The organism is Kribbella sp. NPDC051936 (assembly GCF_040680955.1).
Lineage (GTDB): Bacteria > Actinomycetota > Actinomycetes > Propionibacteriales > Kribbellaceae > Kribbella.
On sequence record NZ_JBFAXS010000011.1, the window covers coordinates 1 to 24,821 of the forward strand.

The window sequence follows — 24,821 nt, forward strand, 5'->3', positions numbered from 1 at the left end:
AATCCCCACCCCGACCGACGACTGACCATGACAACCAGCAAGGGGTCCACTTTCAACCGCCGCAAAGGGGTTCATTTTCACCCGTCGTTGACACGGCCCCCGTGCTTCCGCCCCGGGTACTGCGTTCAGCCGTCCCCGTGTACCCCGTGTACCGGATGGCGCTGTGCCTGCGGGGTGCGAGCACAGCTTGCCCAGTGGCCCCTCCGTGGCGATGCCCGTGCTGCGGCTCCCGCGTGGGTGCTGCGCTTCAGCCGCACTCAGCCGTGCACTGGATCGCGCTGTGCCCGCAGGTACGAGCACAGCTCCCCCAGCAATCCCCCGTGTCCCCCATTGCCCTGCGATCCTGCTCCGTGCCCGAGCCACCCGCTCGTGCAGCGCTTCCAGCTGTTCCCGCCGTACGACGTCTCCTAGGCCTGCCCGTCGTACTGCGCCCCCGTGCTCGTCGCGGTGCCGTCCCCCAGACGGCACTGCGTTTACGGCCGTGCGTTCCCCCGTGGTGCTGCGATCCTCGTTCCCCCGTGCGATCCCCGTCGTTCTTTTGCCCGGACCGCATCCCCCCGGTGCGGTCGGGTTGTTGTCGTCGAGTGCCGCCCCTGAACGGCATCGGCGATCGGTGTTGCTCCCCGTTGCATGGTGAACGAGCGGGTTCGGGGAAGGTGACGGGTCAAGCGTGACGAAGTTGGGATCTTGTCGCGTCCCAACCCTCCAACCCTGGATCCAGTCGCGCTATGTCAGCGTTCGATCGCAGACGGTGCCAGCCGGGGCCGATCGCGACCGCATGCCGGCGTGGCTTGCTGGCTTCGAGGAGCGCCAGCGGGGTGTCGAAGGTCGGCGCGAGATCGGTGATCCAGGAAGCGACCGGGGACCCAACCCCGATGGCGACGAGTGAGCCGTCCTCGGCCGGCGTGACCGCGATGTCGGCGTGGCTCAGCGCCCGAAAGAGCTTGCCGATCAACAGCCCGGGAAGATCGGGTACGTCGTACGAGACGGCAACGACCGCCGCAGCCGGCCCGACCACCTCGACCGCATGCAAGACGGGCCGCTCGGGATCGACGGCGTACGTCGGTGTGCCGGGCCAGGTCAGCGCGCTCATCTCAGCCACCGCGGCGTCGTCGCCGGCGACGGCCACCGCCACGTCGACCCGGTCGAGGGAGGCGAGCACCTCGTACGTGTCCTCCGCCAAGGCCAGCCGCCACTTCTCCGGATCTCGTCCCGGCGGCGCCCACGTGCCGACCGCAGGCACGACGACAACCACCACCCGCCGATCAACGACATCGCCCACACCGGAGCCGTCGGTCGCGCTCATGCCGGAGCGCTCGTCGCGTCGTAGACGGAGCGGGCAGTCTGAACCTCAGGCATGTGCGTCTCGGCCCAGAACTTGATGGCCGCGATAAGTGGCATCAGCGTGCCACCCAGCGGCGTGAGCTCGTAGTCGACGCGCACCGGAACGGACGGAGTGACCGAGCGAGTTAGAAGCCCGTCACGTTCCAGCGAGCGGAGGGTCTGGGTCAGCATCTTCTGGCTGACCCCGGCGATACGACGCGACAGGTCGGAGTAGCGCTGCGGCCCGTCCACGAGAGCGGTCAGCACCAGCGTCACCCACTTGTCGCTGATCCGGTCGAGCAGTTGCCGGGCCGGGCAGGTCGCCAGGAACGCGTCGTACTCGCGAGCGGCCTCCTCCCGGAGCTGAGCTGCGGTGCGCGTCGGCATGGCTCTCCTCGTCGTGCGGTACGCACTCCGAAGTGCGTACTTCCCGTCAGAGAGTAACTCTCCCAGAGTGATGCCCAAGCTCACATCGAAAGAGAGACATCATGCGCGCACTGGTCGCCCGGAAGCTCGCCGGCCCCGACGCCATCCAGCTGATCGAGACCCCCATGCCTGAACCAGCCGAAGGTCAGGTGCGGATCAAGGTAGCCGCGGCCGCAGTCAACCCGGTCGACGTGGCTGTCAGCGCGGGCCTCCTGGTGCAGTCCGGCTTGACCGCCGCCCGCGACCAGTTCGGCCTCGGCTGGGACGTGGCGGGAACAGTGGACGCAGGCGACCTTCCGCCAGGTACGGCGGTTGTCGGGCTGGCCGACCTCCTCGGCCGGCCGCTGAAGACGCACGCGGAGTACGTCGTGCTGGACACCGACGCCGTCGCAAAGGCACCCGCGGGCATGGAGCTGATCCCCGCGTCGACATTCGCCCTCAACGCCTCGACAGCACTCCAAGCCCTGCGCGCCTTCGAAAGCGGTCAGACAATCTTGATCACCGGCGCAGCAGGCGGCGTCGGCGGCTACGCGGTCGAGCTCGCCAAGCACTTCGGCCTGTCCGTGATCGCCACCGCCGGCGATCAGGACGAAGACTTGGTACGACGCCTCGGCGCGGACCACTTCATCGCCCGCTCGAAGGACCTGCCGACCGAGGTACGCCGAATCGTCCCGACCGGCGTAGACGGACTGGTCGACGCCGCAGTCACCGGCATCGCCGCCCAAGAAGCAGTCCGCAACCGCGGCCGGCACGTCCATCCACAAGGCGGTCCGCGGCCGCCGCAGCTCCGCGGCATCACGGTCGAGCAGCTCTTCGTCCAGTCGAGCCGCGACGATCTCGAACAACTCGTTCAGCTCGCGGAGTCAGGTGTGATCTCGGCTCGCGTTGCCGACACGTATCCGCTCGAGGATGCCGCAACGGCGTACAAAAGGCTGGCCAAGGGCGGCGTCCGCGGCCGCCTCGTCGTCGTTCCCTAGGCGATGGCCGGCAGCTCGGCGGTGATCAGGCCGAGGCGCAGCGCCGTCATGATCGCGTTGGCCCGGTTCGTCGCGCCGAGCTTCTCGTAGAGGCGGGCCACGTACGTCTTCGCGGTGGAGAGGCTGACGAACATCGCGCCGGCGATCGCCGGGACCGACAGACCGTCGGCGAGCAGGCGCAGGACCTCCTGCTCACGCCCGCTGAGCGACAGCGCGCAGCCCTTCGCGACCACGCGGCCGCGGCGGGCCAGGGCGGGCGCGAGACCGGTCGCGGTGAACGAGGACGCGGCGACGGCGGCATGCCGGATCGCTCCGAGGAGTTCGGTGTTCGGAGCGGTCTTGGCGACGAAGGCGGAAGCCCCGTTCTCCAGGGCCCGGAAGAGTACGTCGTCCTCGTCCTGCGAAGTCAGCACCACGATCCCCAGTGCGGGGTGGCGATCTCGCAGCTCGCGCGCGACGCGCAGGCCGTCGGCGTCCGGCAGCATCACGTCCAGTACGACGACGTCCGGGCGGGCGGAGGCGACCAGCGCCAGCGCCTCGGACGCGAGGCCACACTCACCGACGATGCTGATGTCGGCGTCGGCACTGACCAGCCGGATCAGCCCGTACCTGGTCAGTGTGTGGCCGTCGATGACGACGACGGTGATCGAACCGTTCATGATGTGCCCCCGTGAGACCCCTCAGCACAGAGTGACGAATTTCACCTGCTGTAACTGAAATCGGGCGAGGGCCACGCCCCGTTACGCGAATCAAGCAGGTGTTTTCCACCCACTTGGTTGAACGCTTGGTTACCAACTTCCGGAGCGTGCGAGGGCCACTGCGGGACGCTCCTGCTCGATCAGACCGAGGCGCAGACCGGCCATGATCGCCTGGGCCCGGTTCGACGCACCGAGCTTCTGGTAGAGCCTCGCGACGTACGTCTTCGCCGTCGAATGGCTGACGTACATGCTGGTTCCGATCGCGGCCACGGACAGGCCCGCGCCGAGCAGGGCCAGGACCTCGTTCTCGCGCGGGCTCAACATCGCCTTGGCGCCGGCGGCCTGACGTCGCGCGAGCGCCTGCCCCAGGCCGCTGGCGCTGAACGAGCCGGCGGCGACGGCCGCGTGGCGGATCGCCGCGAGCACCTCGGCCGCGGGCGCGGTCTTGGCGACGAACGCCGACACACCCATCTCCAGAGCCCGGAACAGCACATCGTCCTCGCCGTTCGACGTCAGCAGCACGATCCCGAGACCGGGATTGCGGTCGCGGAGCTCGCGGGCCACCCGTAGCCCGTCGACGTCGGGAAGTGCGGTCTCGAGGACGACGACGTCGGCCGCGGTGGTCGCGACGATCGCGGCCGCCTCCGCGCCGAGGCCGGTCTCGCCGACGACGACAATGTCCGGTTGTGCGCTCGCCAGGCCGGTGAGCCCGAAGCGCGTGAGAGTGTGGCCGTCGACGACGACGGTCCTGATGTGATGACTCATTGTATTCCTCCCCGTGTTGTCGTCACCCTAGGTAACGGAAACGCGGAGCGAATAGGGACTTTGGTCCCTAGTACGAGGGACTCAGCAGGGTCCCGTACCAGCTCGCCACCGGGGCAGCCGCGAACACCGCGAGGAGCACGCCGCCGATCATGAACGGACCGAACGGCAGCGCCGTCTTGCGCCCGCCGCGGCCGGCCAGCATCACAGCGACGCCGACGACCGCCCCGAGCAGGAACGCCGCGAACGCGCCGATCAAGAACGTCTGCCAGGACAGGAACGCCAGTACGCCGCCGACGAGGCCGGAGAGCTTGACGTCACCCCAGCCCATCCCGGCCGGGTACGCGACGACCAGGAGCAGGTAGAACCCGAACAACACCGCCCCGCCGACAACAGCCCGCCCGAGCGCCCACCAGTGGTGCTCCCACGCGGCAGCGCCGGCCAATAGTGCCAGCAGGACCGGGTATGACGGCACCACGATCGCGTTGGGCAACCGCCGTACGTCGAGGTCGATCAACGCGAGCGCCACCCCCGCACCGGCGAACCAGAGGTACGCCGGAAGTACCGCGACCGTGTCGAACCGCAAGGCGATCGCGGCGAACAGGAGCCCGGTCGCGAGCTCCACCAGCGGATAGCGCACGCTGATCGGCAGCCGGCAGTCCGCGCATCTCCCCCGCAACAGGACCCACCCGACCACGGGCACGTTGTGCCTGGCACGCACGAGACTGTCACACCGCGGGCAGTGCGACGGCGGTTTCACCACCGACTCCCCTCGCGGCACGCGGTACACCACCACGTTCAGAAACGACCCGACAGCCAGCCCGAGCAGCCCCGCGAACAGCGCGATCATCCTGGCCTCGACCAACTGAGCACGGTCACTTGCCGGTGTCCGGGGCTCGGTGTCATCGGATTGGAGTCGACCAGCGCGACCTTCGACCGCAACGCCGGCGTGCCACCCGTCGAACACGGTCCTGGTCCGGAGCAGATGTACGTCGACAGGTAGAGGCTGAACACGAAGCCTGGCGAATCGTCCGGCACCTCGATGACCGGGCCGCCGAACGTGAAGCTGCCGGTGACCTTGACCCACAACGACCGCGAGACGACCCCGAAGCGGAAGACCTGCTCCTCGGCGTTGTTGAGCGTGATGTCCAGGACCGCCTTCGGTGTGTAGGTCGTGCCCTGGACGTAGAACAGGCTGTCGTTGGACTGGGCGCTGACGACCGCGCAGGTCGACGCGTTGCCGACCCCGGTGTACGGCGTGTTCGTGATGCAGCCGGAGCCGCCGCGCAGCGTCGGGGTGACAACGGTCAGCTCGAGCCTCAGCGTGTCGAGCATCTCGGTGCCCTTGTGCTTCACGCCCGCCGAATAGGTGAGCTTCGTTCCGGAGAGATTGCCGCTGGTGACGAGCTGCGCGAGCGTGCCGAGGCCGCCTTGGAGTACGTCGATCGACTCGGTGTGCATGGCGGTGTCGCCGTACGACGGGACCGTGACGCTGAACGGCGTGCCGTTCGTCGGCTCGAGTCGGACTGAGACAGTGTCCTGTGACGATCCTGCCGTGTTCCCGTGGACGACGATCAACTTGGCAGCGGTGAGCACCGAGCCGGCCGGGATCGCGGTCGGTGGCGTGTACCCCGACACCTTCACCGTCCCGGTCTCGTTGCTCGCGCTCGTCTTGACCCACGTCGCGCTCTTGGTGTCAGCCAGACCGATCCATCCGGGGTTGTTCGTGAACGCCCCCGGGTCGTCGACCGTCGTCATACTCAGCGCGTTGGTGCCGGTCCACGCCGTCGGAGTGTCCGCGCCGGTGGTCTGGCCGTAGATCGCGATCGGCGCCCTGTCGGTGTGGTACGAACCGCAGATCTCCGCGTGCCCCTTGTTGACCACGAGTTGGCTGTCGCCGCCGAAGACGAACTGGACACCGACGGCGCCCGCGTCGTTGATCGGGTTGTCGCACGCGCCCGGGATGGCGGGCATCACCGGCGGCTTGGCGATGATGGTGCCGGCGGCGGCGGTCGGCGTACCGCCGATCAGGGTCCCGTTGTCGATCGTCCAGATGTTCGAGCCGGACGGGAGCAAGGGGTTGGAGTTGGTGCCGCTGTTGCGGAAGTCGAAGTAGTACGTGCCCGGCTTGAACCACCAGGTGCTGTCCTTGCAAGCGCTGCTGCTCTTCATCATGGTGCTCAGCCCGACGGCGTCGTCGTAGGTGCCCGGCTCGAACGTGACGACCGTGCCCCGGGTGGTGCAGGCCGGCAGGTCGCGGTGCGGCGGCGGTGCACTCGCATCGGAGGCGTAGTTCGGGTCGTCGCCGAGCTCATTGGCGGCGCTGCCGATGTTGCACGCCGTACCGATGCTCTGGATCGTTCCGGTGCAGGAGCCACGTGCCCAGACGTTGGCATTCGTGTTCAGGATGCCTTTGACCACGTTGATGTTGGAGTTCGAGAACACGTTGCCGTGCACGCGGAACGCGGACCCGGTGCTCGGCTGGGTGATGTTCAGACCGTCCTCGCCGGCGACCTTGCCCAGCGTCAGGATGGCGTTGCCGGGCCGGTTGCAGTTCGACAGCGACGGGCACTGGATCAGGACCTTCTTCGGGTCGGCCTCACAGGTGACCGCGGCGGAGTCGCTGCCGTGGAAGTTGGGCAGCTGGAGCGTGTCGCTGGAGCCGAAGCAGTACTGGCCGGTGTTGTGGTTATAGCTGCTGTTGCGCAGGTTGTTGATCGCGGCCTGCATCGCACCGTCGGCGTTGTAGGTGTCCGCGACCTGGTCGCGCAGGCCGACCGTCGTCCGCACACTGGTGTCCGACAACGTGAGCAGCGCGGACAGGCTGAGTGCGATCACGGTGATCACGATCAGCGCCAGGACGAGCGCCGCGCCCTCGTCCCCGCGAGCACGCGCGCGGGCGATGCGGTCTTTCATTGCTGCCTCCGCTGACCGGTGAGAGTGATCGGGTAGTCGCCGACGGACGCCCGCGTTACCTGGAACGCCATGGAGATCTGGTCGGGTACATCGGCCGCCTCGCAGGCGCTCGAACACGTCACGGCCACGCTCCCCGGCTTCACGTTGTGCGCGACCACGATGTCGGTGCCCGTGGTGGCAGGGCCGATGCATTTGACCCGGTGCAGCTCACTGACGACGCCGACCGGCTTCAGGTAGTAGGCCACGACGTTGGTGGACGCATCTGTCTTGGAGGCGTCCCACACGTCCGAGAGGAAGCGGACCACGGCCGTCGAGGACCCGCAGGTGTAGCCACCTTCGTTGTACGCCGCACCGAGTTGCACGGACTGCTTGAACGGCACCGAGCTCGCACTCACGGCCGCCCAGTCCCGAAGTCCCACCTCGGCGACGTCGCGCGCGAAGTACGACGAGCTGATCTGCGCGTCGTGCGACAACTCCAGCCGGTCGGACGTGTCTGTGGTGTTGCGAAAGGCGCCGATGACGACGTTCGCCAGCGGCACCGTGATGACGGCGAGGATCGCGACGGCGACGAGCAACTCGACCAGGGTGAACCCGTCGTCGGTACGGCGGCGGGTCAGCATGTCGTGTCCAATCCGCACGGCTTCCGCAGTACGACGTCCACTCGCTCGGTCGCACGGCCGTCGCTGCTGGCGACCTGGATCGTCAACTGCTGCAGGCCGAGGTCGGACGAGCAGCTCGACTGCCATGAGCTGCCGTTCCAGTACCGGACCGTGCCGGCGACAACGCTCGGCGTGAACCCGGACGGCGCGCTGAACGCCGGCACCAGAGCGTCGGGCTTGTACGACATGGCGCTCGCACATGGCACGTAGTGCTCGGCGGCAACCGAGGTCTGGATCGCCTCGGCGTAGTCGCGGACCGCTGTGCCGGCCGTCGCCTGTTTGCGGTGTACGTCGGAGATCAGGACGCTGGTGACCAGCCCGGCCATGATCGCGACCACTGCGATGCCCATGATGGCGACCGCGATCAGTAGCTCGAGCAGGGATTCGCCCTGCTCGCCGCGAGGGCTGCTCATGACTGGACCTGGCGGAAGATGCCGTACATCGCGGACACCAGGGCGACTGCGACGAAGCCGACGATCAGGCCCATGAGCACGATGACCAGCGGCTCGAACAGGCCGATCAGCTTCTTCAGCTTGTAGTCCAGCTCGCCCTCGTAGTACTCGGCCGTGACCTCGAGCTGCGTGTCCAGGGTGCCGGTGTCCTCACCGACCAGCATCATCTGCGCCGCGGTCTTGGGGAACAGCTTGGTCGCTGCCAGTGGACGAGCGAGGCCCTCTCCCTCCAGCAGGGCCTCGCCCGCCACGCCCAGCGAGCGCCGGAACACCAGGTTGGGCAGCGAACCGGTGGCGACGCGGAGCGCTTCCGGCAACTGCACGCCCGCACCGACCATCGAGGCGAGGATGCGGCAGAAGCGCTCGACCAAGGCGAACTGGATCGTGCCGCCGAGCACTGGCAGCGCGAGAAACACCTTGTCGCGCAGATAGCGGCCGCCGTGCGTCTGCACGACACCGAAGATGAGCAGCGCCAGTACGGCGACTCCACCGCCGAGCGCCCACCACCACGCGGTCAGGAAGTCCGTGACCGCGAGCAGCATCCGGGTCGGCAGTGGCAGCGTCGCGTGCAGGCTGGCGAAGAAGTCCTTGAACCGCGGCAGCACGAACGCTGCGAGCACGATCACCGTGACCATCGACATCACCGCCACGATCGACGGGTAGATCATCGCCTGCTTGACCTTGCGACGGGCCTCGAGGTCGCGCTCGAGGTACGTCGCGAGCTGCTGCAGCACCGTGTCCAGCTGCCCGCTCAGCTCGGCCGAGCGAAGGATGCCGCGGTAGAACTCCGGGAAGATCTTCGGGTGCCGGTCGAAGCAGTCCGAGAGCTTCTCGCCGCCGCGCAGACCGTGCTCGACCTCGGCCATCATCCGCCGGACCGACGCGTTGTCCGCCTCCTCGCCGAGCGAGTGCACCGCGTCGATCAGCGGCAGGCCGGCCTTGATGAAGGCGCCCAGCTGCCGTGACAGGTGCATCACCTCCTCGCGTTTCACGCGTCGCGGCGTGATCTCGAGCTGCAGGACGCTGCGCTTCTCGGTGACCCGGATGTCGCGCAGCTCGAGCTCGTACAGCGCCAGCTCGGCGTCCTCGCGGCTCTCCGCCTTGGTCGTGCCCTTCGCGACCTGGCCGTCCGGCGCGGTCGCGACGTACGCGTACTTGGTCATCGGTCAGCTCCCGACCATGTAGATGGATCGCATGACCTCGCCGATGGTGGTGACGCCCGCCTCGGCGAGCCGGATGCCCTCCTCGGTCAGCGTCCGCATGCCTTCGTAGCGGGCCACCTTGCGGATCTCGTCGTGCGCGGCGCGGTCGACGACCAGCTCGCGGATCGCGTCCGACACCGGCATCAGCTCGTAGACACCGGTCCGCTCCAGGAACCCGGTGTGCGCGCAGAAGTTGCAGCCCGCGCCGCGCACGAAGCCGTCGTCGGGCGTCCGGCCGCCGGCGGCCGCGAGGAAGGCGAGCTCCTCGGCCTTCGGCACGTAGTACTCGCGGCAGTTCGTGCACACCCGGCGGACGAGGCGCTGGGAGACCACAGCGGTGACCGAGGACGCGATCAGGAACGTCTCGATCCCCATGTCCAGCAGGCGGTGCAACGCTGTCGCCGCGTCCGTCGCGTGCAGCGACGAGAGCACGAAGTGGCCGGTCAGCGCGGACTGTACGGCGATCCGCGCGGTCTCGACGTCGCGGACCTCGCCGACCAGGATCACGTCCGGGTCCTGCCGCAGGATCGAGCGCAGACCGCCGGCGAACGTGATACCGGCCGCCTCGTTGATCTGGATCTGGTTGATCGAGTCGAAGGTGTACTCGACCGGGTCCTCGATCGTCATGATGTTGCGCTCGGGACTGTTGATCTCGCCGAGCGACCCGTAGAGCGTGGTGGTCTTGCCGCTGCCGGTCGGCCCCGCGCAGATGACCATGCCGTACGGCGCATGCAGCAGGCCCGAGTACGTCGCGGCCATGCGGTCCGGCATGCCGAGCTGCTCCAGCCGGAACAACGGACGGCTCTTGTCGAGCAACCGCAGGACGACTTTCTCGCCGCCGACCACCGCGGTCGTGGAGACCCGGATGTCGACCGGGCGTCCCTCGACGTCCATGCTGATCTGACCGTCCTGCGGGCGACGACGCTCGACGATGTTGAGGTCGGCGAGGATCTTGATCCGGCTCACCACCGCCGGCCCGATCGACCCGGGCAGTTCGAGTACGTCGTGCAACGCGCCGTCGATCCGGTACCGCACGCGAACACGGTCGCCGTGCGGCTCGATGTGTACGTCGGACGCGCGGTCGCGCAACGCCTGCGTGATGACGAGCTGCACGACCTGGACGACGGGAGCGTCGTCGCTGGCGCCGGGCGTCTCGTCGCGGATGTCCTTGCGGACCGCGTCGCGGGCCTCGAACACCTTGACCCGGTCGTCGATTCCGGTCAACGCGCGGTACGCCGTACCGATGGCGTGCAGCACGTCGGTCGGTGCAGCGAGCTCGAGAACGACCCGGCGGCCGAGTGCAGCCTGCAGCTCGTCGAGGACCGACGGGTCGGCGACAGCCACCGCGACGACGTCCTCGCGGACCTCCAGCGGTACGGCGACCAGGTTGCGAGCTGTTCGTTCGTCGAGGAGTGCGGCCGCGGCCGGATCAGGGCTCGTGGTCCGCAGGTCGGCGAGGCCGAGGTTGTGCTGCTCGGCGAGGTGACGGGCGCGGGTGCGCTCGATGTGCAGGTCCTGCTCGGTGGCGGCCGGGATGATCTCCGGGCGCGGGCTCGGTACGGCGTGCCGGGGTTCGGGCCGATCGGCCTTGCGAAGCTTCATGCCGGCACCCCCGCCCGCAGCCGCGGCCGCGCCTCGATGTCCTTCGGGTAGAGGCTGCGCGCGGCCGCGTCGTCGTACGTGACGACACCGTTCTGCACGAGCGTCGACAGCGACTGTTCGAGCGTGAGCATGCCGTCGCGCTGACCGGTGACGACCGAGTTGCGCAGCTGGTGCGTCTTGCCTTCCTTGATCAGGTTGCGGACGGCGGCGTCGGCGACCATCACCTCGTACGCCGCGACCAGTCCGCCGCCGATGCGCGGAATCAGCCGCTGGTACACCACACCCGTGAGCGCCGCGGCGAGTTGGACCCGCACCTGGGCCTGCTGCTCGGCCGGGAACACGTCGATGATGCGCGCCAGCGACTGTGCGGTGTCGTTGGTGTGCAGGGTCGCGAAGACCAAGTGACCGGTCTCGGCGATGGTGAGGGCGAACCGGATCGACTCCAGGTCACGCATCTCACCCACCAGCAGGACGTCGGGATCCTCGCGCAGTGCCGAACGCAGTGCGTCCGGGAAGCTTGCGGTGTCGCTGCCGACCTCACGCTGGTTGACGGCGGAGAGCTTGTGGTCATGGACGTACTCGATCGGGTCCTCGACCGTGATGATGTGGCAGGCGCGATCGGCGTTGATCTTGCCGATCATCGCGGCCAGCGTCGTCGACTTGCCGGAGCCGGTCGGGCCGGTCACCAGCACCAGGCCCTGGTGCTTGCGGGCGAAGTCGTACAGGACGGGCGGCAGGCCGAGCTCGTCCATCGTCGGGATCTCGCGCGGGATCATCCGGAGCGCCACCGCCGTGTCACCGCGCTGGGTGAACGCGTTGCCGCGGATCCGGGCCTCGTCGCGCCAGGTGAACGAGAAGTCGTGTTCGTGCTTGGTGTTCCAGTCCGCGGCCTGCTCGGCGGTGAGCACCTCTTCGAGCAGGCTGTCGGTGTCGTCGCGGGTCAGCGGGTCCAGGCCGTTGACGGAGTGCAGTCGTCCGTGGACGCGGATCTGAGGTGGCATGCCCGCGGTCAGCAGCAGGTCGGTGCCGCCGGCGTTCCAGAGCTCTTCGAGCAGCAGGTCGACCCGGCTGCCACGAGCAAGACTCATCATGGTGCTTCTCCAGGTAGTTGGTCGGATGCGGTGCTAACCGGTGGGGAAGAGCCTTGGGGAAACCCCTCCCCACCGGAGTCAGGCGGCTACGGAGCGACGGCGTCAGCGGTGCAGCCTGCAGGCGGACCGGCCTTCAGCGTGATCTTGCCGGTGGTGTCAGTGGAGGCGACGTACTTGGCCTCGTCGCTCCGCAGCAGACCAGCTGTCTTGAGCACGGTCAGGCTGCCTGCGTAGACGCCCGGGTCGGTCTTGGCGTAGTAGGCCTCCTGGGCGGTTGCGACGGTGCTGACCTCGGTCTTGCAGGCGGACGCCGCGCCGCGGTCCTGGATGCCGGAGACGGCGAAGACGACGATGCCGGCGAGGACGCCCAGGATGACGATGACCATCAGGAGTTCGATGAGGGTGAAGCCGGACTCGTTCTTGCGGGCTTCGCGGATCTTGTTGAGCATGATGTGTTTCGCTTTCTGTGCAAAGGATTCGAGTGGTTGTGAGGTGGTGCTACGCGGAGGGCGGATCCCGGCTGCACCTCCCGTCGCTCGCGACGAGGGTGTCGGCCAGCCGGCGGACGGCCTGGCTGACGGGATGGTCCGGATACCCGACGGTGATGGGTTCGCCCCGGTTGATCGAGGCGGGCACGTCGGTCCAGTTCGGCAGCTGGGTCGCGATCGGACTCCTGACCAGCTGGTCCGTGTCGGCCGCGGTCAGGTCCGCCCGGCGGTCCGACCGGTTGATGACGACGGACCGGGAGCCGGCGTCGTACAACAGGTCGAGGACGTCGAGGGTCAGCCGCAGGTTCTTCAGCGACGGCCGCTCCGAGGTGGCGACCAGCACGTGGTGATCGGCCGCGTCGAGCGCGGCCAGTACCGACGCATTGAACTGCGCCGGCGTGTCGACGATCACGAAGTCGTACACGTCGCGCGCCACGTCCAGGAGCTCGGCGACAAGGGTGTGCGGGATCTTCATCGCGTTCCCGGGACCGGCCGGAGCCAGCAGGCAGTCCAGCCCCGGGCGGTACATCGTCATCAGGTCGACGACTTGTTCCGTGGTGAGCGACCCGGCCGACGGCAGCGCGTCGCAGAGGCTGCGCCCGGGGCGCAACCCGAGGAGGCAGGCGACGTCGCCGAACTGGAGGTCCAGGTCGACGAGGCAGACGCGCCGGTCGCCGGGGGCGCACAGCGCGACGGCGAGGTTTGTGGCGACGGTCGTCTTGCCGCTGCCGTCCTTGGCAGCGAAGACTGTGATGATCCGCCCGTCCGACATCCTGACACCCCCTGTCGCCACTCTGTGTCACCGCGATGCGCGTTGACTTCGCCTAAAGAGTGGCGGCGCGGGAGTTTCCGTCACAGCGGGTGAACGGATGACAGGCCGGAACGTTCGGAGGACACGGCCCTCCGATCGGCCGACCCGGCGTCGGCCGAACGGCCGACAGCCTCAGCCGAGGGCGGTGTGGAGGCGGAGGGCTACCTGGATGTCGAGGGTGTGGTCCGGGGACTGCCAGCCGTCGCCGAGGAGGGCGGTGACGCGGTCGAGGCGTTGCTGGACCGTGTTGGGGTGGATGTGGAGTGAGGTGGCGGCGCGGGTCGGGCTCTGGCCGGCGGCGAAGTATGCCTGGAGGGTGCCGATCAGGTCGGTGCCTCGCTGGTCGTCGTAGTCGAGGACCTTGCCGAGGACGTGGTGCACGTGGGCGCGCAGGTCGACCTCGGACGCACCTACCAGGCCCGCCACGCCCAGGTCATCAGGTGTGGCCGACTCGCTGGTGCGGCCGAGGCGCAGCATTGTCGTGACCAGACGAGACGCTTGCCGGTGTGCTTCGACCAGGGGCTCGCCCCAGGTCGCAGGGCCTGTGACAGCGACGGTCACGCCGGTGCGCTTGGCGACCTCGGTCAAGTCGCGTGCTACAGCTGCTGCGCTGGTCCGAGCGAACAGCAACACCAAGTCCCCGCCGTACGGGCCGGCCAGGACCATTCTGTCTTCCAGTGGCGCGGACAGCCGAGCACGTACGGCGGAGTGGTCGCCGCGGCAGACTGCGACGACCAGGCGGTCGTTCCGGTGGTTCGGCGCCAGTAGACGGAGTCGATCGGTCAGAGCGCGCGGGTCGGCGCTTCCGCTGAGTACGTCGGCCAGCAGATCCGCCTGGGCGCGTTGGGATTGCTCAGCGGCCTGTCGGCGGAAGAGCAGGACCAGTGCGGTGACAACGGCAGCGCGTTCGACGATGCGCTGGTCTGCACCCGACAGGTCGTCCGCACCGCCGATGACCAGTGCACCGAGCCGTTCACCCTTGGCCGTTGCCGCTACGACCCAGCAGTCACCGATGCGGGTCAAGCGGCCGGACTCGGACTCCTGCCACGGCACCGGCGTACTGGGAACACTGCCGGCGACGGCGAGTTCGTTGCCGCCGGCATCGACCAGCACGACCCACATGTCGAGCAGCTCGGACAGTGCGGCGGCGATGGCGTCCACGTCCCCGCCGGACAGCACGATCTCGGCGAAGCGGTCGTGGGCCGCGGCCGCGTGCTCGACGCCCGCATGGGCCGCGGACAGCTGTTCCAGCGCGGCCTCGGTCTCGGCGGCTGCGCGCACCTGGACGATCGTCACCGCGGCCAGCGCTGCCAGCGAGCCGAGCAGCGACACCTCGTCGTGGCTGAACGGGCGCCGGGTGCGGTTGGAGGCGAACAGCACGCCCACGAACGCTCCGTCGACGATCAGCGGTGTTCCGCAGATCGCCACCAGCCCTTCGTCACCGACGGCGTGGTCGATCGCCGTAGTGTGCCTGAACCGCTGGTCGGACGGGTAGTCGGCGGTCCAGTACGGCTTGTAGGTCTCGGCGACTAGACCGCCGAGGCCTGCGCCCAGAGGAAGGCGGACCTGCTGGAACTCCGCCGACACGGACCCGTCGGTCGCACGCATGTAGGTGTCTCCGCGGGACGGGTCGTACAGCGTCAGGTAGGCAACGTCCACGCCGAGCAGGCTGCGGGTCCGATGCACGATGGTGCCGAGGACGTCGCCGGGGTCGCGGGCCGAGGCGAGCTCGCGGGCGACGTCGACCAGGGTCGAGAGCTCGGCCTCGCGCTTCTTGCTGGCGTCCATGCCGGCCCGGATGCGCAGGGCGAGGTCGCGCGCCACCGCGTCCTCGCCCGCCGCCCGGGCCAGCTCGCTCCCGGGCGCATCCTCGGCCAGCAGCCGCAGAAGCTCCTCCATGGTCCTACAGGGTAGTGAGGTCCCGGCGCCGCGTTTCGGAGTACGACGTCACCGCGACGATCGAGATCACCGCGCACGCTGCGACGTACACGGCGATCGCGTAGCCCGAGTCGTACGCCTTGAGCAGCGCGACCGCGATGAACGGCGCCAGGCCGCCCGCGATGATCGATGCGAGCTGATAGCCGACCGAGACACCGGAGTACCGCACCCGTGTCCCGAACAGTTCGGTGAAGAACGCGGCCTGCGGTCCGTACATCGCACCGTGCAGCACCAGACCGACCGTCACCGCCAGCGTCGCCAGGGCGAAGTTCTTCGTGTCCACCAAGGCGATGAAGACGAACGCCCAGATCCCCACACCGACCGCACCGATCAGGTACACAGGCCGCCGGCCGATCCGATCCGACAGCGAGCCCCACAGCGGAATGGCGAAGAAGTGCACGGCCGCGGCGATCAGTACGGCGTTCAGCGCGAACGACTTGCCCAGACCGAGGTGTTCCTTCGCGTACGTCGCGATCACGATCGTGAAGATGTAGTAGCTGACGTTCTCCGCCATCCGGGCGCCCATCGCGGTCAGCACCTCGCGCGGGTACTTCGTGATCACCTCGAAGAACGGCAGCTTCTCCGCCGGCTGCTCCTTCGCGCGGGCCTGCGCCTGCCGGAACACCGGCGACTCCTCGATCCGCAGCCGCACCCACAGCCCCACCAGGACCAGTACCGCGGACAGCAGGAACGGAATGCGCCAGCCCCACGAGTCGAAGGCAGCCTCGGACTGGAACGCGGCCAGCCCGGCCAGTACGCCGTTCGCGATCAACTGGCCCGCCGGAGCACCGGCCTGCGGCCAGGACGCCCAGAAACCGCGCCGTGCCGGATCACCATGCTCCGACACGATCAGTACGGCGCCACCCCACTCACCACCCAGCGCGAAGCCCTGGATGAGCCGCAGCACCGTGAGCAGGATCGGGGCGAGCGCACCGACCTGTGCGTACGTCGGCAGCAGACCGATGGCGAAGGTGGCGATCCCCATCATCAGCAGCGACAGCACCAGCAGCTGCTTGCGGCCCAGCCGGTCACCGAAGTGCCCGAACACCACACCGCCGATCGGCCGGGCGAAGAAGCCGACCGCGAACGTCGCGAAGCTCAGCAACGTCCCGGTGAGCTCCTCCCCCTTCGGGAAGAACAGGTCGCCGAACACCACCGAGGCGGCGACCCCGTACAGGAAGAAGTCGTACCACTCCACCGTCGTACCGACGAGACTCGCGCCGACCACCCGGACGATCGACGTCCGGGTCTGGGTCGGTTGTGTTGCCGTCATGGGCGGGCTCCTGAGTTGTTAGTGGGCGGTCCAGCCGCCGTCGAGTACGAACGAGCTCCCCGTGATGGAGGCGGACGCGGGACCGCACAGCACGGCCACGAGCTCCGCCACTTCGGCCGGTTCGATCAGCCGCTTCACCGCGACCGGCTCGAGCAGGACCTTGTCCAGCACCTCCGACTCGGACAGGCCGTGGGTCGCGGCCTGGTCCGCCAGCTGTGCGGTGACCAGCGGAGTCCGCACGTACGCCGGGTTCACACAGTTGCTGGTCACTCCGTGCGGCGCACCTTCCAGTGCGACGACCTTGCTGAGTCCTTCCAGCCCGTGCTTCGCAGCGACGTACGCCGCTTTGAACGGGCTGGCCCGGAGTCCGTGGACCGAGCTGATGTTCACCACCCGGCCCCAGCCGGCGCCGTACATGTGTGGGAGCGTCTGCCGGATCAGCCGGAACGGGGCCTCCAGCATGAGCCGGAGGAGGTAGCTGAACCGCTCCGGCGGGAACTGCTCGACCGGTGCGACCTGCTGGACCCCGGCGTTGTTCACCAGGATGTCCACGTCCGTCGGCAGCTCCGCCAGCCGGTCCAGCTCGGACAGGTCGGCCACCAGCGTCTCGACGCCCTCCAGCGCGTCGAGCCCGGCCTGGTCGAGGTCGACGGCCACGACGTGCACGCCGTCCGCTGCCAGGCGTTGGGCGCACGCGGCGCCGATACCGGACGCGGCTCCGGTGACGAGTGCTCGACGGGTCTCCATGGCGGACGACTGTAGGAATCCAGCTGCGCCGCGGCTATGGGATCGACTCACATATCGACAGCGGCATCAGTGGGCCGAGGAGCCACTTATCCACAACCCCGGCTATCAAGGCAGCGCGGCACGATAGCTGGACCTATTGTTGAAACATGGTCGATATCGAGCAGCCGAAGAAGAAGGCCGCCGGCGTCCCCGCGGTCCTGTCGTCGTTCAAGTTCGGCCTTCGCGAGATGGGCCCGGCGCGGACCGGCAAGGTCTTCGTGAAGATGAACCAGGACGGCGGGTTCGACTGCCCGTCCTGCGCCTGGCCGGACCCCGACCACAAGCGCAAACACGCGGCCGAGTTCTGCGAGAACGGCGCGAAGGCGGTGGCCTGGGAGGCGACCCGCAAGCGGGTCCCGCGGGCGTTCTTCGCGGAGAACTCGGTCGACGACCTGCAGCGGATCTCCGAGCTCGACCTCGGCAAGCTCGGCCGGATCACCGAGCCGATGCTGCTGCGGGCCGGCGCCACGCACTACGAGCCGGTCGGCTGGGACGAGGCGTTCCAGGTCGTCGCCCGGCACCTGAAGGCCCTCGTCGACCCGGATGACGCCGTCTTCTACACCTCCGGCCGGACCAGCAACGAGGCCGCGTTCCTGTACCAGCTGTTCGTGCGCGCCTACGGGACGAACAACCTGCCCGACTGCTCCAACATGTGCCACGAGTCGTCGGGTACGGCGCTGTCCAAGGTGATCGGGAGCGGCAAGGGCGCGGTCACGCTCGAGATGCTCGAGGAGTCCGAGCTCATCGTGATCGTCGGCCAGAACCCGGGAACCAACGCGCCCCGGATGCTCAGCCACCTGGAGATCGCCAAGCGCAACGGCGGTTCGATCGTCTCGGTGAACCCGCTGCCCGAGCCGGGGCTGATGAACTTCATGAACCCGCAGCGCCCGCGCGGCTGGGTCGGCAAGGGGACCGAGCTGGCCGACCAGCACCTGCAGATCCGGATCGGCGGCGACCAGGCCTTGTTCCTGGCGCTCGGGCACCTGCTGCTCGAGGCCGAGGCCGCCGCCCCGGGGACGGTGCTGGACAAGGCGTTCGTCGAGTCGCACACCAGCGGCTTCGAGCTGTACGCGAAGCACAACGCCGAGCTCGACTGGGACTCGGTCGAACTCGCGACCGGGCTGCGCCGGGCCGAGATCGAGGAGCTGGCCCAGCGGTTCATCCGCTCGAAGGCGACGGTGATCTGCTGGGCGATGGGCCTGACACAGCACCGCGAGGCGGTCGCGACGATCAGCGAGATCGTCAACGTGCTGCTCCTCCAGGGCAACATCGGCAAGCCCGGCGCGGGCCCGTGCCCGGTGCGTGGCCACTCGAACGTCCAGGGCGACCGCAGCATGGGCATCTGGGAGAAGATGCCGGACGCGTTCCTGGACCGGCTCGACCGCGAGTTCGCGTTCACCTCGCCGCGAGAGCACGGCGTCGACGCGGCCGCGACCGTGAAACGCCTGCGGGACGGCGACGTCCGCGTGTTCTTCGCGATGGGCGGCAACTTCGCCATGGCGACCCCGGACACCGAGGTCGTGCACCGCGGGCTGCGCGAGTGCGACCTCACCGTCCACGTCTCGACCAAGCTCAACCGGTCGCACACGGTCACCGGCCGCGAGGCGCTGATCCTGCCCACTCTCGGCCGCACGGACCACGACCACACGCCGGCCGGCCCGCAATCAGTGACGGTCGAGGACTCACAGGGCGCAGTACACCTGTCCACCGGCAACCTGGTTCCGCCGGCGCCGGAGCTGAAGTCCGAGATCGGCATCGTGTGCGCGCTGGCGCAACACGTCGTACCCGACGTGGGACAGATCCCGTGGGCCGACTTCGCCGACGACTACAGCCTGATCCGGCAGCGGATCGGGCGGGTGGCCGACGGGTACGAGGACTTCGAGAATCGGCTCCGCGCGAACGAGGGCGGCTTCCTGCTCGCGCACGCCGCGCGGGACAAGCGCGAGTTCAGGACGTCGGACGCTCGGGCACAGTTCACCGCGAACGACCTGACCTGGCTGCCGACCGAGCCCGGCCGGTTGCTGCTGCAGACGCTGCGCAGCCACGACCAGTTCAACACCACGATCTACGGCCTCGAGGACCGGTACCGCGGCGTCCACGGGACACGCGAGGTCGTCTTCGTGAACCCGGGCGACCTGGCCGAGCTCGGCCTGCGGGACGGTCAGTACGTCGACATCGTGAGCGAGTTCCGCGGCGTCGAGCGGCGGGCGGCGCATTTCCGGCTGGTCGCGTACCCGACGGCGCGTGGCTGCGTCGCGGCGTACTACCCCGAGACCAACGTGCTGATGTCCGCCGACGACCTCGCGAAGGGCAGCAACACCCCAGTCGCCAAAGGCCTGACAGTCAGGCTGAAGCCGTCCAGCTGACGGCGTCCACGTCCAGGTCACCCGTCGGTTGCGATGCGTCGGTCACCGTTCCTCCGATCCGGATCGAGACGTCGCCTGACCCATGGTTGAAGTAGCGCGAGTGCGCAGGCCACCGCGGCGCTGGTCAACCACAGGCCTTCGGGTCCGGCGGTTTCGAGGAGTTGGGTGACGGTGATCGGCGCGATCGTGGTCGCGATCCCCCAGCTCAGGCCGAAGATCGCGAGATACCGGCCGCGGGCCTTCTCCGGTGCGAGGCCGGACGCTTGGGTGAGGTAGCGGGTGAGGAGGAACAGTTCGCCGAGGCTCCACAGGACGGCGGCGAGCAGGAAGATCGCGAGGTTGTGGGCCAGCGCGACGACCACCAGGCCGACGCCGACGAGCGCGTAGCCGATCGCGATCGCGCGGAAGTCGTCCAGGTGCTGCACGCGGAGCAGCCGCTGGGCCGCGATCAACGTAACGGCCGAAACCGCGAGAATGATGCCGGTGCCCGACTCGGGGAGGCCTTGGTCGAGCAGGGTCAGCGGTACGCCGATGATCAGCTGCATGTAGATCGTCGCGAAGACCGTGCCGCCCGCGAGCAGCAGCACCAGCCGCCGGTCGCGCCACGCGGGCGCAGCCTTGTCAGGCAGATCGTCGCGCCGCTCCCGGCGTACGTCCGCGGGGAGTGCGACGGCCACGAGCGCGGCGCACGACAGACACGTGATCGCGTCGGCGACGAAGAGCCAGCGGAGGTCCCAGTGGCTGATCGCGGCGGCGAGGAGGCCGGCGAGGACGCCCGCCGCGGCCAGCGCCGCGCTGTACAGCCCGTACGCGGCTGGGCGGTCCTCGGGCTCCGTGACGTCGGCGATCATCGCCTGGCTCGGCGGCTCGTAGATCTCGAACGCGAGGCCGAGCAGGATCGTCGCAAGGACGGCGGACCACAGTGCGTGGCTGAGCGCGATCCACAGCTGGCCGACGGCACAACCGGTCAGGCCGAGGACGATCGTGCTGCGCCGGCCGAGCCGGTCGGCCAGCTGACCGCCGAGCAATCGGGACGGGATCGTCGCGGCTCCGAAGACCGCCAGGATCAGGCCGGTCTGGCTGAGCGACGCCTTGAACTCGACCGACAGCACCACCCCCAGGAACGGCAGCGTGAACGCTCCGATCCGGTTCACGGCCCGGGCGACGACCAGGATCCACACCGCGCGGGACAGTCCGCGCGCCGCGACGACTGTGCTCACCTCGAACCCCCATGACTGTCTAAATGGCTATGATCGGTCACGCAAGCCCGAGACTACGGAGGTATCGCGTGACTGGTCAAGTGTCTTTTGATAGTCATGCCCGGAGTGTGCTGGCCGCGTCGGTGGAGTACGTGAACCGGCTGACGCCCGGATACTCCGGCGGCCTTCCGTACGACGCTCCCGCCGACGACGCGATCGCCACTGCCGTCGCCGAGGCGCTCACCGCGATCGGCCATCCCCCGAAATCCGTACCGGCCGACGACGCGCGGCGGCTGGCGCATCTGGCCGGACGGATGCGGATCGTCTTCGAGGCCGCGAACGCGGGCGATCTGGACGCGGCGGCCGACGAGATCAACGCGTTGCTGCTCGACACCAACGCCCGCCCGCAGCTCGACCGCGGCAGGGACCGGCCGTGGAGCCTGCACTTCCACGGCCCCGACGAACAACTCGCGAACGGCTGGGCCGCCGGCTGCGCAGCCGGCCTCGCCCTCGCCGTCGGCAGCGACCTGGCCGGTCGCCTAGGCGTCTGCGCGGCCCCTCAGTGCGACCGAGTCTTCGTCGACGTCTCCAGGAACGGCCAACGCCGCTTCCACTCCCCCCAATGCCAAAGCCGCGTCAAAGCCGCCACGCACCGAGCCCGCCAGGCCGCCGGCTGACCCAACCCTGCACGGGGCAACATCCTCCGGCATCGCGAGCGCCCCACCCGAGAGGTTTCGGGTGGGGCGTCGGGGGTGTTGTCTCAGCCGACCGGGGTGAGTTCGCGGTCGGGGGCGGCGGGTGGGGTTTGGGGGGCATGCTTCGGCTGCTTGGGGCGGAGCCACTTGGGGGCCCACCAGTTGGCGTCGCCGAGGAGGGTCATGATGCTGGGGAGGACGACGGCGCGGATGATCGTGGCGTCGATCAGGATCGCGACGGCGAGGCCTACGCCCAGCTGCTTCATGTCCAGGGTGCTCAGCGTGGCGAAGACCGCGAAGACGCCGATCATGACGGCTGCCGCGCTGGTCACCACCCCGGCCGAGCCGGTGATGCCCTCGGCGACCGCCTGCTTGGTGGGTACGCCGCGGAGCACCGCCTCGCGGATCCGGCTGACCACGAACACGTGGTAGTCCATCGACAGACCGAACAGCACCACGAAGAGGAACAGCGGCAGCCAGCTGACCACGGCCCCGTTCGACCGGAAGTGCAGCAGGCCCTCGGCCCAGGTGTTCTGGAAGACCGCGGTGACGACGCCGTACGCCGCGGCCGCGCTCAGCAGGTTGAGCCCGATCGCCGTGATCGCGACCACCACCGACCGGAACGTCACCATCATCACGATCATCGTCAGCAGCAGCACGAACCCGATCACCAGCGGCAGCTTGTCCCGCGTGTGGGCGGCGTAGTCGACGTCCGCGGCCACGAACCCGCCGACCGCGTACTCGACGCCTGGCACCTTGCCGACCGTTTCCGGCATCAGTTCCTTGCGCAGCTTGGTCAGCGAGTCCCGGGCCTGGTCGCTGCCGCCCTCGTACGGCGTGGCGACCTCGAGCGTGGCGACTGTGCCGTCCTTGGAGAACCGCGGCTCCTCGAGACCGTCCGACGCGAACAGCTTGTCGCCCTTGGTCTTCTCCATCAGCTCGGCCAGCGCGGCCTTGACGGCAGGCTGCTGGTTCGCAGGCGCCCGTACGGCGACCTCGTGGCTGGTGCCCGTGCTGGGGAAGGCCGCGGTCAGCCGGTCGTACGCCTTCATCACCGACGTCGTCCGCGGCAGGTCCTCGGTGCCCGGGAACTTCAGCGTCATCCCCAGTGCCGGCGACGCGACCGCGAGCAGCGCGGTGACCGAGACCAGCAGGGTGGCGATCGGGTGCTTCAGGGCCGGCTTGAGCACCGTCGGCCAGAACCGCGGCTGTCCCTTGCTGGCCGTCAGCCGCCAGACGAACGGGATGCGCGGGCGGTCCACCCAGCGGCCGAGCTTCGCCAGCACGGCCGGCAGCACGGTCAGCGAACCGACGACGGCCACCGCGACGACCAGGATCGAGCCGACCGCGAAGGACGAGAACACCGCGTCGCGGGCCAGGAACAGCCCGGCCATCGAGATGATCACCGCCGTCCCCGAGACGACGACCGCGTGGCCCGAGGTCGCGGCAGCGATCTCGACCGCGTCGATGTGGCCGCGGCCCTTGGCGCGTTCCTCACGTTCGCGGCGCAGGTAGAAGAGCGAATAGTCGACGCCGACCGCCATACCGATCAGCAGGATCACGCTGTTGACCGCGTCGACCGCGGGCACCAGCTGGGACGCCGCGGCCGATAAGCCGATCGCGGCGGCGACCGAGGACAGTGCGAGCAGCACCGGCACCGACGCGGCGATCAGGGCGCCGAACGCGACCAGCAGGATCGCCAGCGTCACCGGCAGGCTGAACATCTCCGCCCGCTTGAAGTCCTTGCCGAGCGTCTCGTTGAGCGCCTTGCCGATCGACAGCCCGCCGACCTCCTCGATCCGGAGATCCGGGTACTGCTGCTGGACCTTGGCGGTCGTGTCGAGCAGCGGCTGGACCCGCGCGTCGTCGTCGGACCCCTCGGGCGCGTCCTTCAGCGTCACCCGGACGATGACCGCGTCGTTCTTCGGCGACGGCATCGGCTGAGCGACCTCCGCGACCCCACCGAGGGCGCGCATCTGCTGGATCACCACGCCGGCGGCCCGGTTCGCCGCGGTCCGGTCGAGCTGTCCGGACGGAGCCGTGATCAGCACGCTCTCGACGTCCGGGTCGTCGAAGTTGCCGGACTTGACGATGTCGTCCGCCCGGGTCACCTCACCGATGTCCCCCTCGTTCTTCGACTCCTTGGTGCCGGTCACCGAGCCGAGCGCGAAACAGGCGATCACGACGACCACCCACATCGCGATCGCCCGCCACGGATGGGTGGCGCTCCAGCGCGCCGCCCGTACCGTGATCTGTCCCCTGGCCATACCTACCCTGCCCCTCTGCGCCCCCTCAGGCGCCCCACCCAGCGCTCCCTGGCGTCACGCTGGCTACGGGCAAAAGCCTCGCTGCCACGGGCGCTCCGCGACCATGCAGGAAGCCCCCCAGCCCACCCTGAGGAAAACCCCACCCCACCCTTTCCCGTACGCCGTACGCACCCCGGCCCCGCTGCCATGCGCTCGACCTTGAGCACGCACCAACCGTTCTCGCCGCGCGCTGATGGTTGGTGGGTGCTCAAAGTCGTCGTACAAGAGGCGACGGCGGCGCGATCCGCGTCGGCGCAAGGCCGGCGCTGTGCGGGGTGGGTGGGGTAGGGGCGGATGGGGTCAGAAGTCGTCGAGGTCCAGGGAGGAGGCGGCGGAGATGCCCTCCAGGTAGCCCTCGGCGCGCTCGGCCTTGGGGTAGCGGTGGACCAGGGACCAGAAGGTGGCGTTGTGGGTCGGCTCGATCAGGTGGGCGAGCTCGTGGACCAGGACGTAGTCGACGACCCAGCCCGGCATCGCCTGCAGCCGGGTCGACAGCCGGATCGACCGGTCCGCCGGAGTGCACGATCCCCACCGTCTGTTTTGGTTCGAAACCCACCTCACCGACGCAGGTTCGGGCACTTCGGGGAGGTGACGACACGCGAGTTCGTGTGCTCTGGCCAACAATTTTTCGTCCGACACGCGGGATCGGCTGCGCTGCTTCTCCAGGCGCGCCAGCATGGTCTCGACCCAGCGCGCCTCCTCCGCGGCGGACAGCCGGTCGGGCATCAGCACGACCACCCGCTCACCGTCGCGGTAGGCGCTGACCGTGCGCTTGCGGCGCTTGCTGCGACGGATGTCCACGTAAGGCGGGATCGGGCGCGGTGGAGAGTCGGCCATGGCTCAAAAATGTA

The 24,821-nt window shown here is 68.9% G+C and carries 22 protein-coding genes; 3 read left to right on the top strand and 19 right to left on the bottom strand.

Features of this window, described 5'->3' with window-relative positions; translation table 11 throughout:
• Positions 1-664 precede the first annotated feature (664 nt).
• The gene (locus tag AB0L64_RS34305; protein WP_363717058.1) at positions 665-1,306 is read right to left on the bottom strand and encodes a DUF2064 domain-containing protein; all 642 of its coding nucleotides are present in this window, start codon (positions 1,304-1,306) and stop codon (positions 665-667) included.
• Positions 1,303-1,710, bottom strand: coding sequence for a helix-turn-helix domain-containing protein (locus AB0L64_RS34310; protein ID WP_363717060.1), 408 nt, complete (start codon positions 1,708-1,710; stop codon positions 1,303-1,305). The genes AB0L64_RS34305 and AB0L64_RS34310 overlap by 4 nt, the downstream gene beginning before the upstream one ends.
• A 101-nt stretch (positions 1,711-1,811) precedes the next feature.
• Here AB0L64_RS34310 and AB0L64_RS34315 point away from each other — a divergent pair, with 101 nt between their 5' ends.
• On the top strand, positions 1,812-2,726 hold the full coding sequence (locus tag AB0L64_RS34315) for an NADP-dependent oxidoreductase (RefSeq protein ID WP_363717062.1): 915 nt from the start codon (positions 1,812-1,814) through the stop codon (positions 2,724-2,726).
• Here the strand turns inward: AB0L64_RS34315 and AB0L64_RS34320 are convergent.
• The 14 genes from AB0L64_RS34320 to AB0L64_RS34385 all read right to left on the bottom strand — a co-directional run bounded on the left by AB0L64_RS34320 (position 2,723) and on the right by AB0L64_RS34385 (position 17,365).
• Positions 2,723-3,385 carry a response regulator transcription factor gene (locus AB0L64_RS34320; RefSeq protein WP_363717064.1) on the bottom strand — a complete coding sequence of 221 codons (663 nt, stop codon included), beginning with the start codon at positions 3,383-3,385 and terminating at the stop codon, positions 2,723-2,725. The genes AB0L64_RS34315 and AB0L64_RS34320 overlap by 4 nt on opposite strands.
• Positions 3,386-3,514: 129 nt before the next feature.
• Positions 3,515-4,189, bottom strand: a complete 675-nt coding sequence (locus AB0L64_RS34325) for a response regulator transcription factor (protein ID WP_363717066.1) — start codon at positions 4,187-4,189, stop codon at positions 3,515-3,517.
• 67 nt (positions 4,190-4,256) lie between these two features.
• A complete protein-coding gene (locus AB0L64_RS34330; RefSeq protein WP_363717068.1) occupies positions 4,257-5,051 on the bottom strand; it encodes a prepilin peptidase in 795 nt (264 codons plus the stop codon).
• Positions 5,033-7,102, bottom strand: coding sequence for a hypothetical protein (locus AB0L64_RS34335; RefSeq protein ID WP_363717070.1), 2,070 nt, complete (start codon positions 7,100-7,102; stop codon positions 5,033-5,035). The genes AB0L64_RS34330 and AB0L64_RS34335 overlap by 19 nt, the downstream gene beginning before the upstream one ends.
• A complete protein-coding gene (locus AB0L64_RS34340; RefSeq protein WP_363717072.1) occupies positions 7,099-7,740 on the bottom strand; it encodes a prepilin-type N-terminal cleavage/methylation domain-containing protein in 642 nt (213 codons plus the stop codon). The genes AB0L64_RS34335 and AB0L64_RS34340 overlap by 4 nt, the downstream gene beginning before the upstream one ends.
• Positions 7,716-8,174 (bottom strand): type II secretion system protein, encoded by a 459-nt coding sequence (locus AB0L64_RS34345; RefSeq protein WP_363717074.1) that lies wholly within the window; start codon positions 8,172-8,174, stop codon positions 7,716-7,718. The genes AB0L64_RS34340 and AB0L64_RS34345 overlap by 25 nt, the downstream gene beginning before the upstream one ends.
• Positions 8,171-9,376, bottom strand: coding sequence for a type II secretion system F family protein (locus AB0L64_RS34350; protein ID WP_359925693.1), 1,206 nt, complete (start codon positions 9,374-9,376; stop codon positions 8,171-8,173). The genes AB0L64_RS34345 and AB0L64_RS34350 overlap by 4 nt, the downstream gene beginning before the upstream one ends.
• A 3-nt stretch (positions 9,377-9,379) precedes the next feature.
• Positions 9,380-11,017, bottom strand: coding sequence for a GspE/PulE family protein (locus AB0L64_RS34355; protein ID WP_363717077.1), 1,638 nt, complete (start codon positions 11,015-11,017; stop codon positions 9,380-9,382).
• A complete protein-coding gene (locus AB0L64_RS34360) occupies positions 11,014-12,105 on the bottom strand; it encodes a type IV pilus twitching motility protein PilT (RefSeq protein ID WP_363717079.1) in 1,092 nt (363 codons plus the stop codon). Before AB0L64_RS34360 ends, AB0L64_RS34355 begins: the two co-directional genes overlap by 4 nt.
• 89 nt (positions 12,106-12,194) lie before the next feature.
• A complete protein-coding gene (locus tag AB0L64_RS34365; RefSeq protein WP_363717081.1) occupies positions 12,195-12,557 on the bottom strand; it encodes a prepilin-type N-terminal cleavage/methylation domain-containing protein in 363 nt (120 codons plus the stop codon).
• Between the two features lie 49 nt (positions 12,558-12,606).
• Positions 12,607-13,368, bottom strand: a complete 762-nt coding sequence (locus AB0L64_RS34370) for an AAA family ATPase (RefSeq protein ID WP_363717083.1) — start codon at positions 13,366-13,368, stop codon at positions 12,607-12,609.
• Between the two features lie 171 nt (positions 13,369-13,539).
• The gene (locus tag AB0L64_RS34375) at positions 13,540-15,306 is read right to left on the bottom strand and encodes a helix-turn-helix domain-containing protein (RefSeq protein WP_363717085.1); all 1,767 of its coding nucleotides are present in this window, start codon (positions 15,304-15,306) and stop codon (positions 13,540-13,542) included.
• A 4-nt stretch (positions 15,307-15,310) separates the two neighbouring features.
• Positions 15,311-16,618: an MFS transporter gene (locus tag AB0L64_RS34380; protein WP_359925708.1), complete on the bottom strand. Its 1,308-nt coding sequence runs from the start codon at positions 16,616-16,618 to the stop codon at positions 15,311-15,313.
• An 18-nt stretch (positions 16,619-16,636) separates the two neighbouring features.
• Positions 16,637-17,365: a 3-hydroxybutyrate dehydrogenase gene (locus AB0L64_RS34385; RefSeq protein ID WP_363717088.1), complete on the bottom strand. Its 729-nt coding sequence runs from the start codon at positions 17,363-17,365 to the stop codon at positions 16,637-16,639.
• Positions 17,366-17,511: 146 nt separating this feature from the next.
• Between AB0L64_RS34385 and AB0L64_RS34390 the strand changes: the two genes are divergently transcribed.
• On the top strand, positions 17,512-19,770 hold the full coding sequence (locus AB0L64_RS34390) for an FdhF/YdeP family oxidoreductase (RefSeq protein WP_363717090.1): 2,259 nt from the start codon (positions 17,512-17,514) through the stop codon (positions 19,768-19,770).
• Between the two features lie 17 nt (positions 19,771-19,787).
• Here the strand turns inward: AB0L64_RS34390 and AB0L64_RS34395 are convergent, their stop codons facing one another.
• Positions 19,788-20,990, bottom strand: a complete 1,203-nt coding sequence (locus AB0L64_RS34395) for an MFS transporter (RefSeq protein ID WP_363717092.1) — start codon at positions 20,988-20,990, stop codon at positions 19,788-19,790.
• An 80-nt stretch (positions 20,991-21,070) separates the two neighbouring features.
• On the opposite strand from AB0L64_RS34395, the gene AB0L64_RS34400 reads away from it, so the two are divergent.
• Positions 21,071-21,646: a CGNR zinc finger domain-containing protein gene (locus AB0L64_RS34400; RefSeq protein ID WP_363717094.1), complete on the top strand. Its 576-nt coding sequence runs from the start codon at positions 21,071-21,073 to the stop codon at positions 21,644-21,646.
• 83 nt (positions 21,647-21,729) lie between these two features.
• On the opposite strand, the gene AB0L64_RS34405 is transcribed toward AB0L64_RS34400, so the two are convergent.
• Together AB0L64_RS34405 and AB0L64_RS34410 are read right to left on the bottom strand one after the other, a co-directional pair.
• Complete coding sequence (locus tag AB0L64_RS34405; RefSeq protein WP_363717096.1) at positions 21,730-23,931, bottom strand: MMPL family transporter; 2,202 nt, start codon at positions 23,929-23,931, stop codon at positions 21,730-21,732.
• Positions 23,932-24,270: 339 nt separating this feature from the next.
• Positions 24,271-24,807, bottom strand: coding sequence for a YgjP-like metallopeptidase domain-containing protein (locus AB0L64_RS34410; RefSeq protein ID WP_363717098.1), 537 nt, complete (start codon positions 24,805-24,807; stop codon positions 24,271-24,273).
• Positions 24,808-24,821: the final 14 nt, after the last annotated feature.

Coding starts and splice junctions, on each gene's coding strand:
- AB0L64_RS34305 (WP_363717058.1), bottom strand. CDS start 1,306: ATGAGCGCGACCGACGGCTCCGGTGTGGGCGATGTCGTTGATCGGCGG.
- AB0L64_RS34310 (WP_363717060.1), bottom strand. CDS start 1,710: ATGCCGACGCGCACCGCAGCTCAGCTCCGGGAGGAGGCCGCTCGCGAG.
- AB0L64_RS34315 (WP_363717062.1), top strand. CDS start 1,812: ATGCGCGCACTGGTCGCCCGGAAGCTCGCCGGCCCCGACGCCATCCAG.
- AB0L64_RS34320 (WP_363717064.1), bottom strand. CDS start 3,385: ATGAACGGTTCGATCACCGTCGTCGTCATCGACGGCCACACACTGACC.
- AB0L64_RS34325 (WP_363717066.1), bottom strand. CDS start 4,189: ATGAGTCATCACATCAGGACCGTCGTCGTCGACGGCCACACTCTCACG.
- AB0L64_RS34335 (WP_363717070.1), bottom strand. CDS start 7,102: ATGAAAGACCGCATCGCCCGCGCGCGTGCTCGCGGGGACGAGGGCGCG.
- AB0L64_RS34345 (WP_363717074.1), bottom strand. CDS start 8,174: ATGAGCAGCCCTCGCGGCGAGCAGGGCGAATCCCTGCTCGAGCTACTG.
- AB0L64_RS34350 (WP_359925693.1), bottom strand. CDS start 9,376: ATGACCAAGTACGCGTACGTCGCGACCGCGCCGGACGGCCAGGTCGCG.
- AB0L64_RS34355 (WP_363717077.1), bottom strand. CDS start 11,017: ATGAAGCTTCGCAAGGCCGATCGGCCCGAACCCCGGCACGCCGTACCG.
- AB0L64_RS34360 (WP_363717079.1), bottom strand. CDS start 12,105: ATGAGTCTTGCTCGTGGCAGCCGGGTCGACCTGCTGCTCGAAGAGCTC.
- AB0L64_RS34365 (WP_363717081.1), bottom strand. CDS start 12,557: ATGCTCAACAAGATCCGCGAAGCCCGCAAGAACGAGTCCGGCTTCACC.
- AB0L64_RS34370 (WP_363717083.1), bottom strand. CDS start 13,368: ATGTCGGACGGGCGGATCATCACAGTCTTCGCTGCCAAGGACGGCAGC.
- AB0L64_RS34375 (WP_363717085.1), bottom strand. CDS start 15,306: ATGGAGGAGCTTCTGCGGCTGCTGGCCGAGGATGCGCCCGGGAGCGAG.
- AB0L64_RS34380 (WP_359925708.1), bottom strand. CDS start 16,618: ATGACGGCAACACAACCGACCCAGACCCGGACGTCGATCGTCCGGGTG.
- AB0L64_RS34385 (WP_363717088.1), bottom strand. CDS start 17,365: ATGGAGACCCGTCGAGCACTCGTCACCGGAGCCGCGTCCGGTATCGGC.
- AB0L64_RS34390 (WP_363717090.1), top strand. CDS start 17,512: ATGGTCGATATCGAGCAGCCGAAGAAGAAGGCCGCCGGCGTCCCCGCG.
- AB0L64_RS34405 (WP_363717096.1), bottom strand. CDS start 23,931: ATGGCCAGGGGACAGATCACGGTACGGGCGGCGCGCTGGAGCGCCACC.
- AB0L64_RS34410 (WP_363717098.1), bottom strand. CDS start 24,807: ATGGCCGACTCTCCACCGCGCCCGATCCCGCCTTACGTGGACATCCGT.